The sequence below is a fragment of the Amycolatopsis sp. WAC 01375 genome (assembly GCF_003947325.1).
Taxonomy (GTDB): Bacteria; Actinomycetota; Actinomycetes; order Mycobacteriales; family Pseudonocardiaceae; genus Amycolatopsis.
In genome coordinates, this window is the sequence record NZ_QHHW01000052.1 from 113,775 (window position 1) to 128,461 (window position 14,687).

General features: G+C 68.4%; 11 protein-coding genes. 5 read left to right on the plus strand and 6 right to left on the minus strand.

What is annotated here, in order from left to right; translation table 11 throughout:
- Positions 1–199: 199 nt before the first annotated feature.
- On the minus strand, positions 200–706 hold the full coding sequence (locus DL991_RS33965) for an SRPBCC family protein (RefSeq protein WP_125788439.1): 507 nt from the start codon (positions 704–706) through the stop codon (positions 200–202).
- A 140-nt stretch (positions 707–846) separates the two neighbouring features.
- On the opposite strand from DL991_RS33965, the gene DL991_RS33970 reads away from it, so the two are divergent.
- The 3 genes from DL991_RS33970 (at position 847) to DL991_RS33980 (ending at position 3,793) form a co-directional block, all read left to right on the plus strand.
- Positions 847–1,737 (plus strand): helix-turn-helix domain-containing protein, encoded by an 891-nt coding sequence (locus DL991_RS33970; protein ID WP_125788440.1) that lies wholly within the window; start codon positions 847–849, stop codon positions 1,735–1,737.
- A 147-nt stretch (positions 1,738–1,884) separates the two neighbouring features.
- On the plus strand, positions 1,885–2,850 hold the full coding sequence (locus DL991_RS33975) for an SMP-30/gluconolactonase/LRE family protein (RefSeq protein ID WP_125788441.1): 966 nt from the start codon (positions 1,885–1,887) through the stop codon (positions 2,848–2,850).
- 37 nt (positions 2,851–2,887) lie between these two features.
- Entirely contained in the window at positions 2,888–3,793 is a 906-nt protein-coding gene (locus DL991_RS33980; protein WP_199754179.1) for an MBL fold metallo-hydrolase, read from the plus strand.
- A 74-nt stretch (positions 3,794–3,867) separates the two neighbouring features.
- Here DL991_RS33980 and DL991_RS33985 read toward each other — a convergent pair whose 3' ends face one another.
- The 4 genes from DL991_RS33985 to DL991_RS34000 form a co-directional block, all read right to left on the minus strand.
- Positions 3,868–5,076, minus strand: coding sequence for an acyl-CoA dehydrogenase family protein (locus DL991_RS33985; RefSeq protein WP_125788442.1), 1,209 nt, complete (start codon positions 5,074–5,076; stop codon positions 3,868–3,870).
- Positions 5,077–5,094: 18 nt separating this feature from the next.
- On the minus strand, positions 5,095–6,390 hold the full coding sequence (locus DL991_RS33990) for an acyl-CoA dehydrogenase family protein (protein WP_125788531.1): 1,296 nt from the start codon (positions 6,388–6,390) through the stop codon (positions 5,095–5,097).
- 110 nt (positions 6,391–6,500) lie between these two features.
- Positions 6,501–7,724: a low temperature requirement protein A gene (locus DL991_RS33995; RefSeq protein WP_125788443.1), complete on the minus strand. Its 1,224-nt coding sequence runs from the start codon at positions 7,722–7,724 to the stop codon at positions 6,501–6,503.
- A gap of 52 nt (positions 7,725–7,776) precedes the next feature.
- Complete coding sequence (locus tag DL991_RS34000) at positions 7,777–8,961, minus strand: TetR/AcrR family transcriptional regulator (protein ID WP_125788444.1); 1,185 nt, start codon at positions 8,959–8,961, stop codon at positions 7,777–7,779.
- A 145-nt stretch (positions 8,962–9,106) separates the two neighbouring features.
- Between DL991_RS34000 and DL991_RS34005 the strand changes: the two genes are divergently transcribed.
- A complete protein-coding gene (locus DL991_RS34005) occupies positions 9,107–10,318 on the plus strand; it encodes an acetyl-CoA C-acetyltransferase (RefSeq protein ID WP_125673897.1) in 1,212 nt (403 codons plus the stop codon).
- Between the two features lie 10 nt (positions 10,319–10,328).
- Positions 10,329–12,500, plus strand: coding sequence for a 3-hydroxyacyl-CoA dehydrogenase NAD-binding domain-containing protein (locus DL991_RS34010; RefSeq protein ID WP_125788445.1), 2,172 nt, complete (start codon positions 10,329–10,331; stop codon positions 12,498–12,500).
- 67 nt (positions 12,501–12,567) lie between these two features.
- Here DL991_RS34010 and DL991_RS34015 read toward each other — a convergent pair whose 3' ends face one another.
- On the minus strand, positions 12,568–14,670 hold the full coding sequence (locus DL991_RS34015; RefSeq protein WP_125788446.1) for an MMPL family transporter: 2,103 nt from the start codon (positions 14,668–14,670) through the stop codon (positions 12,568–12,570).
- Positions 14,671–14,687: the final 17 nt, after the last annotated feature.

The window sequence follows — 14,687 nt, forward strand, 5'->3', positions numbered from 1 at the left end:
TTGCCCGGCTTGGATCGGGGAGGGTTCGTGGTGGCTAGGCCGTGTCCGGTAAGTCATGTTCGCGGTCTTCGTGATCCAGGTGGTCCCTGACGGCGCGGGCGGATGCGGCCGAGTACGACCCGGTACGAGGCCGATCCGCCCGCACCGCCAGGGACCACCTGGATCACGAAGCCCATCGAACAGACTTACCGGACACGGCCTAGTGGTCTTCTTCGGCGATCCACTGGGCCAGGGAGGTCAGCGTGTTCTCGGCGCTGTCGGCCATGTGGGTACGTAGCGCGTCCAGATCGGCGCGAGTGGAACCCAGCACCGGGTCGAGGCGGAGCAGTTGCCAGGATTGCCGGACGACGGTGCCGCGCCCGCTGGGGATGAACGTCCAGTTCCAGCGCACGATGCCGTCGTCGGCGCCGCCGACGACGAAGCCGAAGGCGACTCCGGGATCGGCCTGGACGATCTGGGAGCGGGTGGTCCACTCTTTGCCGTCTCGGCGGTTGCGTCCACTGAACCAGTTGCCTGCCTCGGGCCCGGCACCCTTGTCGAAGGTGACGTCGCTGGCATCAGGGCTCCAGCGGCCGATCGCGGAAACATCGCTGAGGAGTTCGTAGACACGCGCGGGGGAGGCGTCGACCCACGTGCGTCGCGTGAAGGTGAAATCGGCCGGGGCCAAGGAATCGAAGGTCTCGTGGTCGCCCGTGGTGGCGCTCATGGAAACTCCTGGGTTGTCTGTGGGATGCCGGTTCGGCTTCCTCCACTTCACCGGGTGCCCGGCCGGACAGCCAGATCCGCCGTTGCCTATCCACGGCTGGGGCAGGCTGTCCGGTGCGCGTTCAGGTGATACTCGGAGCCATGAATGGAAAGTCGCGGCTAGGTGAGCTCCTGCGGATGCGCCGTTCCCAGTTGCGCCCTGAGGAGGCCGGGGTGTCCACTTACGGGGAGCGTCGTCGCGTGCCGGGTCTTCGGCGCGAGGAGCTGGCTTTGCTGGCGGGTGTGAGCACCTCTTACTACACCCGGTTGGAGCAGGGGCAGTCGCTGAGTGCGTCCGCCGCGGTTCTGGACGCGATCGCCGGGGCGCTGCGGCTGGACGAGCCGGAGCGGCGGCATCTGCATGACCTGGCCAAGGTGGACCGGAATCGCAAACCGGGTCGGCGCCCCGCCCCGGAACGCGTGCCGTCGGCGACCGCCCAGCTGGTGGACGTGCTGGCGGACGTCCCCGCGATCGTGCTCGGCCGGCGCGGCGATGTGCTGGCATGGAACCACCTTGGCCATGCGCTGTTCGCGGGGCATCTGGATTTCGGCGCCCCGGACCTGCCCGCGCGGCGTCCCAACATGGCCAGGCTGGTGTTCCTCGACTGTCACGTCCGCGATATGTACGAGGATTGGCCGGGCAAGGCCAAGGCGGTGGTGGGGAACCTGCGCCTGGTGGCCGGGCGGCACCCGGAAGACGCCGCATTGCACGCGCTGGTCGGCGAGTTGAGTGCCAAGAGCCCTGAGTTCGCCTCGATGTGGGCCGATCACCGGGTCAAGCCGTGCTCCGTCGCCACCTATGAGATGCGGCACCCGCTGGTCGGCTCGCTGACCGTCATCCAGCAGACCCTCAGCGACGGGACGGGCCCCAACGTCGTGGTCGCCACTACCGAGCCGGGCTCGTCTTCGAGGGCCGCGCTGGATTTGCTCGCCCAGGCCACCACCCAGACCACCGCCCCGGCGCGGATCGGCCACCAGGTCGCTACCGACTGACCTCACGGAGGTCTCCGGTGCTCGTCCGGCACGAGCACCCGCACCGCACTGGCGCAGCCGTTATCGGCTGCCGCCGTGGGGCGAACCCGTCTGTCCACATTCGCGTCAGCGTGTCGCTGCCGCGCGCCAAAACCCAGTGAAGGAATCATGTTCTCGAAGAAACTCTCCAAGTCCGTTGCTTCGGCTGCCGTCGTTCTCGCGGCCGTGACCGCGGCGCTCGGTCCGGTTCCGGCTTCGGCCGCCTCCGCACCGCTGAGCGGCCAACGGGTCGCCGTGCACTTCGACCTGGCCAAGGGCCAGACACCCGAAAACGTCGCCTTGGGCCCGTGCGGAGACGTGTATGCCACCTTCGCCAAGGGGCGCCAGATCGCCGAGATCTCGCCCCGCGGTGCCGTACGGATCCTGGCGACGCTGCCCGAGCCCGCCGACGGCGGTGTCCACACCCCGGCTCTGGGCTTCCCGCTGACCGCGGGCATCGTCCGAGCTCACGACGGAACCCTGTACTTCCTCTACGCCACCGGCACGCCCGACCTCACCGGCGTGTGGCGGCTGCGCCCCGGTGGGCAACCGCGGCGGATCGCCGCGCTGCCGTCCGGCGGTCTGCCCAACGGCATGGCGCTGGACCAGCACGGCCGGATGCTCTACGTGGCTGATTCCGTACTGGGCACCGTGTGGAGCGTGCCGACCACCGGCGGCGCCCCCGTCGCCTGGTCCACCGCGCCCGAGCTGGCTCCCGCCGGCTTCCTCGGCGCCAACGGCCTGAAGATCCACAACGGGGCGGTCTGGGTCACCAACCTCGACCGGGGCACCGTCCTGCGCATCCCCGTCCGCGCCGATGGGCGTGCCGGTGTCGTCCAGACGAGGGCCACCGGTCTGGCGGGCATCGACGATTTCGCTTTCACCGGCAAGGGTGACCGGCTACTGGCCGCTCTCGATGTCGCGAACCAGGTCGCGCTCGTCCAGCCCGACGGCAGCCACTCCATCGTGCTGACGGCGGAGGACGGTCTGCAGAATCCCACCTCCGTCGCCCTGCGCGGCGACACGGTCTACGTGCTGAGCGCCGCCTGGTACGGGCAGGACCCCAACCTGGTCCTCGCTCACCTGAACCACTAGCACCCCCGGAAAACCGAGCCACCACACGGAGAACACCATGCAGAAAACGCACGAGATCACCTTGGGCGACGTCACCGTCACCCGGATCGAGGAGATGCACGGGCCGATCATGCCCGCGGACCAGTTCTTCCCGGACATGCCCGCGCAGACGTGGCAGGACCACCGCGAGGTGCTCGTGCCCGACCACTTGGGCGCCGACGACACCATGGTCCACATCGCGATGCAGACCTGGCTGCTGCGCAGCGGCGGCAGGACGATCCTCGTCGACACCGGCGTCGGCAACGACAAGGCCCGACCGGCCGTCGCCGCGTGGGACCACCTGCGGCTGGACTACCTCGGCAACCTCGCCCGCGCGGGCGTGCGGCCCGAGGACGTCGACCTGGTCGTCAACACCCACCTGCACGTCGACCACGTCGGCTGGAACACCCGGTCGGTCGACGGCGACTGGGTGCCCACGTTCCCGAACGCCACCTACCTGATGCCCAAGGCCGACTTCGAGTTCTGGAACCCGGCGAACAACCCGGACATCACCGGCGGTGTCAACGAAAACGTGTTCGAGGACAGCGTCGCCCCCGTGTACGCCGCGGGCCAGGTCCAGCTGTGGGAGGGAAGCCACACCATCGACGCGCACCTGAGTCTGGAAGCGGCCCCCGGTCACACACCCGGCTCCAGCGTCGTCAAGCTGGCGTCCGGCGGCGACCGGGCCGTGTTCGCCGGTGACCTGATGCACACTCCGCTCCAGGTGGCACATCCGGAGCACAACAGCTGTTTCTGCACTGACCCGGCGCAGGCCCGCGCGACCCGTCGCAAGGTCCTCGGCTGGGCCGCCGACGTCAACGCCGTCGTCCTGCCTGCTCATTTCAGCGGTCACGGCGCTCTGGAAGTCGAGAACCGCGGCAGTGGCTTCGCGATCAAGAACTGGGCACCGTTCGCCCGGTACTGACCCCAAGGTTCCTCCCGCTGCCGCTCCCGTCGCGCACGGAGCGGCAGCGGGCCCGTTTCACCGCACATCGGACGCTACTTGAGTTCGGCGCTCGTCTTGCCCAGGATCCGGCGCGCCACGATCAGCTGCTGGATCTGTTGCGTGCCTTCGAAGATATCGAGGATCTTCGCGTCCCGGCTCCACTTCTCCAGCAGCGATTCCTCGGTGTAACCCAACGTTCCGGCGAGCTCGACGCATTTCAGCGTGATCTCGACGACCGACCGGCCTGCCTTCGCCTTGGCCATCGAGGCCTGCAACGAGTTCGGCTTGCGGTTGTCGGCCATCCACGCCGACTCCATCGTCAGCAGGTACGCCGATTCGTAGTCCGCCTCCAGCTGAAGGAACGCCGCGGCCGCGGCGTGCTGGCTGTGGACGGGCTTGTCGTAGTCGATGACCACGCCCGCGTCGGTGAGGATCTTCCGGGTCTCCTCCAGCGCCGCGCGGGCGACGCCGATGGCCATGGCGGCGACCAGCGGACGGGTGTTGTCGAAGGTCTGCATGACCCCGGCGAAACCCTTGGCGGTGTCGATCTCCGGCGTGCCGAGGAGATTCCCCTTGGGCACGCGGACGTTCTCGAAACGCAGCACGGCGGTGTCGGAGGCGCGGATGCCGAGTTTGTGCTCGACGCGCACCACCTCGAAGCCCGGCGTGCCCTTCTCGACGACGAACGACTTGATCGCCGCGCGGCCCTTCGTCTTGTCCAGAGTGGCCCAGACGACGACGGCGTCGGCGCGCTCGCCGGCGGTCACGAAGATCTTCTCACCGTTGATCACGTACTCGTCGCCGTCGAGGCGCGCGGTGGCGGTGATCGCGGCCGAGTCCGAGCCGCAGTCCGGTTCGGTGATCGCCATCGCGGCCCACAGCCCGGAGAACTTCTTGAGCTGTTCGTCGGTGGCGACGGAGCCGATGGCGGCGTTGCCGAGCCCCTGACGCGGCATCGACAGCAGCAGACCGACGTCACCCCAGCACATCTCGATCGTGCCGAGCACGATGTTGAGGTTGGAACCGTTGCGGTTGCCTGGTTTCTCGTTCTTCTCGGACCGGCGGACGCCCGCCGCGCCCGCGCCGCCCTCGCCGGAGGAGTTCAGCCCGTCCAGCAGCGCGGCGAACATGTCGAGTTCGGCCGGATAGGTGTGCTCGGCGCGATCGTACTTGCGCGAGATCGGCCGGAACACCTCGGCCGCGGCCTGGTACGCCTGGTTGATCAGGGTGCCGGCCTTCTTCGGAACCTCAAGGTTGATCATGATTGCCTTTCGAAAGTCCTAGAGGAGGACGGCGCCTTCCATCACGCCGATCGCACGGAGATCGCGGTACCAGCGTTCGACCGGGTGTTCCTTGACGAAGCCGTGCCCCCCGAGCAGCTGCACCCCGGCGCTGCCGATCTGCATTCCCTTGTCGACGGCCAGCTTCCGGGCCAGCGCGACTTCGCGGGCGTACGGCTTGCCCTGTTCGGCGCGGGAAGCGGCGCGGAGCGTGACCAGCCGCAGTCCTTCCAGCTCGATGGCGATGTCTGCCACCGAGAACGCGACGGCCTGCCGGTGGCTCACCGGTTCCCCGAACGCCTTGCGCTCGTTGACGTAGGGCACCACGTAGTCGAGGACGGCCTTCGCGGTTCCGGCGGCCAGCGCGGCCCAGCCGAGCCGCGAGAGCCGGACGACCTCGGTGAAGACTTCGGCCTTGCCGCCGCCGAGCAGTGCTCCGGCGGGCAACGCGACCTTCTCCAGGTGCAGCTTTCCGGTCGCCGCGCCCCGCAGGCCCATCGCCGGTTCGGACTCGATGGTGACGCCCGAGTTCGACGACTCCACGAGGAACAGCGCGGGACCCCGGCCTTCCAGGTCGGCCGAGACGATGAACAGCTCGGCGTCCGCCGCCCTCGGCACCAGCGACTTCACGCCGTCGAGCTGGTAGCCCTTCGGCGTGCGGCGGGCCTTGGTGGCGGGCTTGAACGGGTCGAACAGCGCGGTGCGCTCCTGCAGCGCGAGCGCCGCGGCCGGGACGTTCTCGCCGACGAACGCGGGCAGGTAGTCCGCCTGCTGCTGCTCGTCGCCGTAGGACACCAGCGCGGTGCTGACCGCGGACGGCGCGAGCACCGCGACCGCGAGGCCGAGGTCGCCGTGCGCGAGGGCCTCGGCGACCAGCGCGTTCGTCACGACCGACCGTTCGGTGCCGACACCGCCCAGCTCCTCGGGGATGCCGACGAGCGTGATGCCGAGTTCGGCGGCACGGCTCAACAGGCCCTCGGGCGCCTGAAGCTTCGCGTCGGCGTCGGCCGCGGCGGGCCGCAGCTGCTCGGCCGCGAACTCCGTCACGGTCTCGACGATGAGCTGCTGGTCCTCACTCGGGGTGAGGTCGAACAGCCCCGTGTCCTCGGCGGGCGCGAGCCGCGCCGGCTTGCCGAGCTTCGTGGCGGATTTGAAGGTCCGTCCCGCCGCGCCCGCGACCCGGAAGCCGTTGCGCGTCCCGGCACTGACCAGGTTCTGCACGGGCTTCCGAAGTCCGGCCCGTTCAATGACCTTGCTCCCGGCCAGCCGGGTGAGCGCGGACAGGCCAAGGCCCATCGCGTCTCGTTTCCTAGGCGCACCCACGGTGAGTCTCCCTGCCTCGCTTACCTACTCGTGAGTAGGTTAACTCCCTTCGGGCGTCTGCGCTACCACGGGGGAGGCGAACGTCACGCTCGTGAGTGATTCGGGTCCTTGGAACGACCCGAATCACTCACGACTTTGCGTCGCTCGAAGGACACGAGCCCTACCACCGCCAGCGCCACGATGCCGACCAGCGCCACCGCCGGCACCAGTTCCAGCAACGGTGTCGCCGCCAGCAGCACCACCGCCAGCACCAGCCGCCGCACATTCCAGGCGCCCAGGTTCCGGCGCCGCAGCCCGCTCAACGTGATCAGGTAGAGCGCGAGCCCGCCGGTGAGCGCCCAGATCGGTGTTCCGTGCAGGCCGTCGGAGAGGCTGTGGTGTTCGGTGTCGGCCACGTACAGCAGCGACTTCTTCAGACCGAGCGCCACGAGCACGATCCCGGCGATGAGCGGGAGGTGCAGGAACGTGTAAGTATCCGTCCCGATCCGCACCCGCTCCACGCCCTCGGCGCGTTTCAGGTTGTGTTCGGAGACGTGCGCGACGACGGCGAAGTACATCCACCACATCGCCGAAGCCAGCGTGAGCCCGCAGACCGCGGCCAGCGTGATCGGCCAGGACATCGGATACGAGCTGATCCCGATGCCGATCGCCACGATCGACTCGCCGAGCGCGATGATCACGATCAGCCCGAACCGCTCGGCGAAGTGGCCGGGCTGATGCAGCCGCCAGTCCGACGAGCGGGTCCGGAAGACGTTGACGTAGTCGGCCAGCATCGCGACGGCCCAGATGCCCAGCTGCACCCAGCCGGAGAAGAACGCGGCGACGGTCAGCAGCGCGACGCTCGGCAGCAGGCCGACGAACATCTTCAAGACGGTCTTCCGCAGCTCCGCATCGTTCCGCCCGGCGCCGAGGAAGGCGACCAGGTGCAGCAGTCGCACGACGAAGTAGCAGCCGACGAACATCAGCGGCGCGTACAGGCCGCCGGGCAGGTCGGTGAAGGCCTCCGGAATGGTCAGCGAGACCAGGAACATCGTCCCCATCGCGGCGAACATCGCCAGCTGGGCGATACCGCGGTCGACGTGCAGGGTGTTGGCCAGCCAGGCGTACGCGCACCAGCACCACCACAGCACGGCGATCATCGCCACCCCTTGCCCGATGCCGAGCGGGGTGAGGTGATCGGCCATCAGCTGCGTGGTCTGGGTGATGGCGTAGACGAAGACCAGGTCGAAGAAGAGTTCCAGCGTGGTGACCTTGTGGTCTTCTTCCCGGGTCACCAGATGCAGGCCGCGTTTCTTGGGCACGCGCACATCGTGCCCGTCACTCCTTCGCGGCACACGCGAGTTTGCCCAAAGCTCGCTTTCAGACGCCGAGAACCGCGTGCATCAGCGTGGTCAGCTCGGCTTCGATGTTCGGGCGGCCGTTGACGCGGCGGGTGCGCGCGAGGTCGTTCGCGATGGTCAGCGCCGCGTGCACGGTGATCTTCACTTCGCGCAGGCTCAGTTCCGGGCGGACTTCCGACACCAGCGCGATCCAGCGCGCGACGTAGTCCCGCTGGACGCGGATGAGGTCCGCCTTGTCGCGTTCCGGCAGCTCCATGGGGCTGCCGGAGAAGGACACCAGCAGCTCGGGCGTGTGCAGCAAGGTGTGCACATAGGACGCCGCGAGCCTGCGCAACGCGTCACGTTCGTCGTCGGTCCGCAACGCGCGTTCCGCGGCGAGCGCCAGCCTGTCGGCCGCGCGATGCCCGATCGCCACCATCAGGGCGGCCTTGCTGGGGAAATGCCGGTACACGCTGGGCCCGGCGATCCCGGCCGCCGCGCCGATCTCCTCCATGCTCACCGCGCGGAAGCCGCGTTGCCCGAACAGCCCGGTCGCGGCCGCGAGGATCCGCTCGCGGCGGGACGGCTCGCCGAGCGTCATCGACGGCGTCTCTTCCGGCCGGTCCTCGGGCTCGGGCAGTGTGACATGCAGCACCGACTCCGCCAGCTGCACCAGGATCTGCGCGAAGCGTTTCTTCGCCACGGACGTGTGATGTACGGAGACGCTGCCGAACACGCTCAGCCCCGCCCAGCACAGCAGCTCGGCGTCGTCGGCGGTCAGTTCCGGACGCAGCGCGAGCAGCGCCTTGGACCACGCCGCGAGCACCGCGCCCGAGCGGCGGCGGATCTCCCGCCGTTCCTCCCGGGGTAGATGCCTGCCCTCCCAGCGCCACAGCGCGGCGACCTCGCGCCGCTCCACGGCTTGCGCGGCGAGGGTGCCCAACAGGGCGTTGACCTGGTCGGGAACGGGAAGGTCGACGTCGGCGAGCGTCTCGGTGGTCGCCGTCTCCATGTCGTCGATGCCGGACAGCACGACGTAGGACAGCACCGCCTGCTTGTCCGCGAAATGCCGGTACAGCGCGGGCCCGGTGATGCCGGCCGCGGCGGCGATGTCATTGATGCCGACGCCGTGGAACCCGCGGGCGCGAAACAGCTCCGCGGCGAGGCCTGCCAGCTGGGCCTTGCGGTCGCGCGGTCGGGCTGAACGCTCGGTCGGGTGATCCATAGGTGAACTCACCATAGCGTCGGTTGCGTGCATCGCAACCCATTGACACCATGGGGTTATCGCGGTTTATGTTAATCGGCATTAGCATGACTACTGGCCGGTACGTTTCATCCTGATACAGCGCCGTACGCGGAGGAGTTTTTCTGTGAGTAGCGAGGCCTACATCTACGAGGCGATCCGTACGCCTCGCGGCAAGAACAAGGGTGGTGCCCTCCACGGCACCAAACCGGTCGATCTCGTGGTCGGCCTCATCGAAGAACTGAAGGTCCGGCACCCGAACCTCGACCCCGCGGTGATCGACGACATCGTCCTCGGTGTCGTGTCCCCGGTCGGCGAGCAGGGCGCCGTGATCGCGCGCACCGCCGCCTTGAACGCGGGCCTTCCCGAGACGGTCGCCGGCGTACAGCTGAACCGCTTCTGCGCCTCCGGCCTCGAAGCCACCAACACCGCCGCGCAGAAGGTGCGCTCCGGCTGGGACCAGCTGATCATCGCCGGCGGTGTCGAGTCGATGTCGCGGGTGCCGATGGGCTCCGACGGCGGCGCGCTGTTCATGGACCCGGCCACCGCGTACGACAACTACATCGTCCCGCAGGGCACCGGCGCCGACCTGATCGCGACGATCGAGGGCTTCTCCCGCGAGGACGTCGACGCGTGGGCCGTCCGCTCGCAGGAAAGGGCCGAAGCGGCCTGGTCCGGCGGCTACTTCGCGAAGTCCGTCGTCCCGGTGAAGGACATCAACGGCGTCACGATCCTCGACCACGACGAGCACCGTCGCCCCGGCAGCACCGTCGAGGGCCTCGGCAAGCTCAAGCCCGCCTTCGCCGGCATCGGTGAGCTGGGCGGCTTCGACGCCGTCGCGCTCCAGAAGTACCACTCGGTCGAGAAGATCAACCACGTCCACACCGGTGGCAACTCTTCCGGCATCGTCGACGGCGCCGCGGTGGTGCTGGTCGGCAACGAGCAGATCGGCAAGGACTTCGGCCTGACCCCGCGCGCCCGCATCGTGGCCACCGCGACCGTCGGCTCCGAGCCCACGATCATGCTCACCGGCCCGACCCCGGCCACCGAGAAGGTCCTCAAGATCGCCGGCCTCACCCCGGACGACATCGACCTGTGGGAGCTGAACGAGGCCTTCGCCTCGGTCGTCCTCAAGTGGATCAAGGACCTGCACCTCGACGAGGAGAAGGTCAACGTCAACGGCGGCGCCATCGCGATGGGGCACCCGCTGGGCGCCACCGGCGCGATGCTGGTCGGCACCGTCGTCGACGAGCTGGAGCGTCGTCAGGCGCGCCGCGCCCTGGTCACCCTGTGCATCGGCGGCGGCATGGGCGTCGCGACCATCATCGAGCGGGTCTGAGGAAGAGACAATGACTGAAGCGAAGACCATCCGCTGGGAGCAGGACGCCGACGGCATCGTCGTGCTCACCCTGGACGACCCGAAGCAGTCCGCCAACACGATGAACGCCGACTTCCGCGAGTCGCTCGGCGTCGTCGTGGACCGCCTGGAGGCGGAGAAGGACAGCATCACCGGTGTCGTCCTCACCTCGGCCAAGAAGACCTTCTTCGCCGGCGGCGACCTCAACGACCTGATCCAGGCCAAGCCGGAGAACGCGGCCGAGATCACCGAGAGCAGCGGCCTGATGAAGGGCCAGATGCGACGGCTGGAGCAGCTGGGCAAGCCGGTCGTGGCCGCCATCAACGGCGCCGCGCTCGGCGGCGGTCTCGAACTCGCCCTCGCGACGCACCACCGCATCGCGGCCGACGTCAAGGGAAGCCAGATCGGTCTTCCCGAGGTCACCCTCGGCCTGCTCCCCGGCGGCGGTGGCGTGGTCCGCACCGTGCGCCTGCTCGGCATCCAGAGCGCGCTGCTGAACGTGCTGCTGCAGGGCCAGCGGCACCGTCCGGCCAAGGCGAAGGAACTCGGCCTCGTGCACGAGCTCGTCGGCACGGTCGAGGAGCTGGTCCCGGCCGCGAAGGCGTGGATCAAGGCCAACCCCGAAGGCGGCGTGCAGCCGTGGGACGTCAAGGGCTACAAGATCCCGGGTGGCACCCCGTCGAACCCGAGCTTCGCGGCGAACCTGCCCGCGTTCCCGGCGAACCTGCGCAAGCAGATCAAGGGCGCGAACATGCCCGCCCCGCGGGCGATCCTGGCCGCGGCCATCGAGGGTTCGCAGGTCGACTTCGACACCGCGATCACCGTCGAGACCCGCTACTTCGTCAGCCTCGCCACCGGCCAGGTTTCGAAGAACATGACGAAGGCGTTCTTCTTCGACCTGCAGAGCATCAACTCGGGCGGCTCGCGTCCGGACGGCTTCGAGAAGTACACCGCCAAGAAGGTCGGCGTCGTCGGCGCGGGCATGATGGGCGCCGCGATCGCGTACGTCTCGGCGAAGGCCGGCATCGACGTCGTGCTCAAGGACGTCACGCTCGAAGGCGCCGAAAAGGGCAAGGGCTACGCGGTCAAGCTGGAGGAGAAGGCTCTTTCCCGCGGCAAGACCACGCAGGAGAAGTCCGACGCGCTGCTCGCCAAGATCAAGCCGACCGACAAGGCGGAGGACTTCGCCGGCGTCGACTTCGTGATCGAGGCCGTCTTCGAGAGCGTCGAGCTGAAGCACAAGGTGTTCCAGGAGATCGAGGGCTTCGTCAACCCGGACGCCGTACTCGGCTCCAACACCTCGACCCTGCCGATCACCGCGCTCGCCGAGGGCGTGCAGCGGAGCGAGGACTTCATCGGGATCCACTTCTTCTCGCCGGTGGACAAGATGCCGCTGGTCGAGATCATCTGCGGTGAGAAGACTTCGCCCGCCACGCTGGCGAAGGTCTTCGACTACACGCTGCAGATCAAGAAGACCCCGATCGTCGTCAACGACAGCCGCGGCTTCTTCACCTCGCGCGTCATCGGCACGTTCCTCAACGAGGCCGTCGCCGCGCTGGGCGAGGGTGTCGAGCCTGCGTCGATCGAGCAGGCCGGTGCCCAGGCCGGTTACCCGGCCCCGCCGCTGCAGCTGATGGACGAGCTGACCCTGACGCTGCCGCGCAAGATCCGCAAGGAAACCCGCGAAGCGATCGAGGCCGCCGGCGGCACCTGGAACGCGCACGCGTCCGAAGGTGTCATCGACCGGATGGTGGAGGAATTCGACCGCAAGGGCCGTTCCACCGGTTCGGGCTTCTACGACTACGACGAAGCCGGCAAGCGGACCGGTCTCTGGCCGGGCCTGCGCGACGCGTTCAAGGCGGGCAGCGCCGAGGTTCCGTTCGAGGACCTCAAGGAGCGCATGCTGTTCGCCGAGGCGCTCGAGACCGTGAAGTGCTTCGACGAGGGTGTGCTCACCACCGTCGCCGACGCCAACATCGGCTCGATCTTCGGCATCGGCTTCCCGGCGTGGACCGGTGGTGTCATCCAGTACATCAACCAGTACGAGGGTGGCCTGCAGGGCTTCGTCGACCGCGCCCGTGAGCTGGCGGAGCGCTACGGCGACCACTTCACCCCGCCGGAGTCGCTGGTCGCGAAGGCCGCGAAGGGCGAGATCTACGAATAAGCGCGTGACATGAAAGGCCCCTTCATTGCAAATTTTGCAATGAAGGGGCCTTTCATGTCGTCCGGGGTCAGCGGGAAGACGGTTCCAGCGCCACGTGCGGCAACCGCCGGTCCAGCCATCGCGGCAGCCACCAAGCGCGTTCCCCGAGCAGCCGCATCACCGCGGGCACCACGAGACAGCGGATCACGAACGCGTCCACCAGCACCGCCACCGCCAGCCCGAGACCGAACTGCGCCAGCATCCGGTCGGGGTTGAGCAGGAACGCCCCGAACACCAGGATCATGATCACCGCCGCCGCCGTGATCACCCCGCCGGTGGAGGCGAGCCCCTGACGGACGGCATGGCGAGCGTCGCCGGTCCGTCGCCATTCCTCGTGCATCCGGGACACCAGGAACACCTCGTAGTCCATGGAAAGCCCGAACACGATCGCGAAGATCAGCACCGGCACGAACGCCTCGATCGGTCCCGGCTGCGCCCCGAACAGGCCATCGCCGAATACCGCCGTCATCACGCCGAGCGCGGCACCGATGCTCAGCAGGTTCAGCAGGGCCGCCTTGAGCGGGATGAGGATCGAGCGGAACACGACCATCAGCAGCAGCGCCGACAAGCCGACGACCACCAGCACGAACAGGGGTAACCGGTCGCCGACGGCGTCCGCGAAGTCCACCGCCGCCGCGACACTCCCACCGACCAGGTACTTGCCCGGCAGTCCCGGCAACACCTCCGTCCGCAACCGTTCCACCAGGTCGGCGGTCGCCTCGTCCTGCGGCGAAGACGTGGGGAAGGCGAGGACCGTCGTCACGCCCTGGCCCATGGGCGGTGTCACCTCGGCGATTCCCGGCGTGGCTTCGAGTTTCCGTCGCAGCGCGACGCCATCACCGCTTTCGGTGACCACGACCAGCGGCTCACTGAACCCGGGGCCGAAGCCCTCCGACATCAGGTCGTAAGCCTGCCTGGTGGTCGAGGTCTCCGGATCCGTTCCGGCGTCGGCGAAACCGAGGCGCATGCCGAGCGCGGGCAAGGAGAGTCCGACGAGAACGAGCAGGCCGATCGCGAGAGGCACCATCGGCCGTCGTTGCACCGCGTCCCCGAGCCGGCCCCAGGCTTTGCCGTGTTCCCGTTTCCCGGCGTGCTTGCGGATGCCCTTTTCCAGACGGCGGCCGAAAAGGGAGAGCAGCGCGGGCAGCAGGGTGATCGACGCGAGCATCGTCACGAGCACGGTCAGCGCCACCGCGAGGGCGACCCCGCGCAGCGAACCGAGGCCCAGCGCGAGCAGGCCGAGCAGCGCGATGATCACCGTGCCGCCGGCGAACAGCACCGAACGGCCCGCGGTGTCGAGCGCCCGTCGCGCCGCGTGTTCCCGGTCGAGACCGTCCAGGATTTCGCTGCGGTACCGGGAAAAGATAAGCAGCGCGTAGTCCACGCCCACCCCGAACCCGACCAGCATCATCAGCGGCGCCGTGTAACTCGCGATGTCGACGAACCTGCTGACGAGCACGATCACGCCGAGTGTGCTGCCGACGGCGAAGACCGCCGCGATCACCGGGAGCCCGGCGGCGAGGATCGAGCGGAACAGGAAGACGAGGACCACCAGCGCGGCCAGCAACCCGACGCCCTCCGACGGACCGCCGCTTTCACTGGTCCGTTTGATCGGCTCGCCACCGAGTTCGACCTGGAGCCCGGCCGCCTCCGCCTTCTTCGCGGTGTCGACAACGCGCACGATGTCGTCGTACGGCAGATCATTCGACTCGAGGTCGAAAGCGATCGCCGCGTAACCGATCGTGCCCTCACGGGAGACGGCCGACGGGGTGTCGAAGGGACTCGTCACCGACTTCACATGCGGCTGGCCACGGACCTCGGCGAGCATCCCGTCGATCGGTCCGCGTGCGGTCGCGAGTCCGTTCTCGCTCTTGAAGACGATTTCCGCCGTCGCACCGGTCTGCGCGGGAGCCTGTGCCTTGAACAGATCCATGATCTGCTGGGATTCGGTGCCCGGCAAGGAATGGTCGTCGTGGTAGGCGCTGCCCGCCAGCTGTGAGCCCAGCGTGACACCGATGAGGGTGAGCAGCCAGAGCGAAACGGCCAGCCACCGGTGGCGCTGAGACCAGCCCGCCAGCTTCGAGAGCGCGCCCCCAGGCGGCTGTCGCCGGGAAAGAGTGATGGTGTCCATGGCGGAAAGCATCGGCT

Excerpts from the sequence above, each read along its gene's own strand:
- DL991_RS33965 (WP_125788439.1), bottom strand. The coding sequence starts at position 706 with ATGAGCGCCACCACGGGCGACCACGAGACCTTCGATTCCTTGGCCCCG.
- DL991_RS33970 (WP_125788440.1), top strand. The coding sequence starts at position 847 with ATGAATGGAAAGTCGCGGCTAGGTGAGCTCCTGCGGATGCGCCGTTCC.
- DL991_RS33975 (WP_125788441.1), top strand. The coding sequence starts at position 1,885 with ATGTTCTCGAAGAAACTCTCCAAGTCCGTTGCTTCGGCTGCCGTCGTT.
- DL991_RS33980 (WP_199754179.1), top strand. The coding sequence starts at position 2,888 with ATGCAGAAAACGCACGAGATCACCTTGGGCGACGTCACCGTCACCCGG.
- DL991_RS33985 (WP_125788442.1), bottom strand. The coding sequence starts at position 5,076 with ATGATCAACCTTGAGGTTCCGAAGAAGGCCGGCACCCTGATCAACCAG.
- DL991_RS33990 (WP_125788531.1), bottom strand. The coding sequence starts at position 6,390 with ATGGGCCTTGGCCTGTCCGCGCTCACCCGGCTGGCCGGGAGCAAGGTC.
- DL991_RS34000 (WP_125788444.1), bottom strand. The coding sequence starts at position 8,961 with ATGGATCACCCGACCGAGCGTTCAGCCCGACCGCGCGACCGCAAGGCC.
- DL991_RS34010 (WP_125788445.1), top strand. The coding sequence starts at position 10,329 with ATGACTGAAGCGAAGACCATCCGCTGGGAGCAGGACGCCGACGGCATC.
- DL991_RS34015 (WP_125788446.1), bottom strand. The coding sequence starts at position 14,670 with ATGGACACCATCACTCTTTCCCGGCGACAGCCGCCTGGGGGCGCGCTC.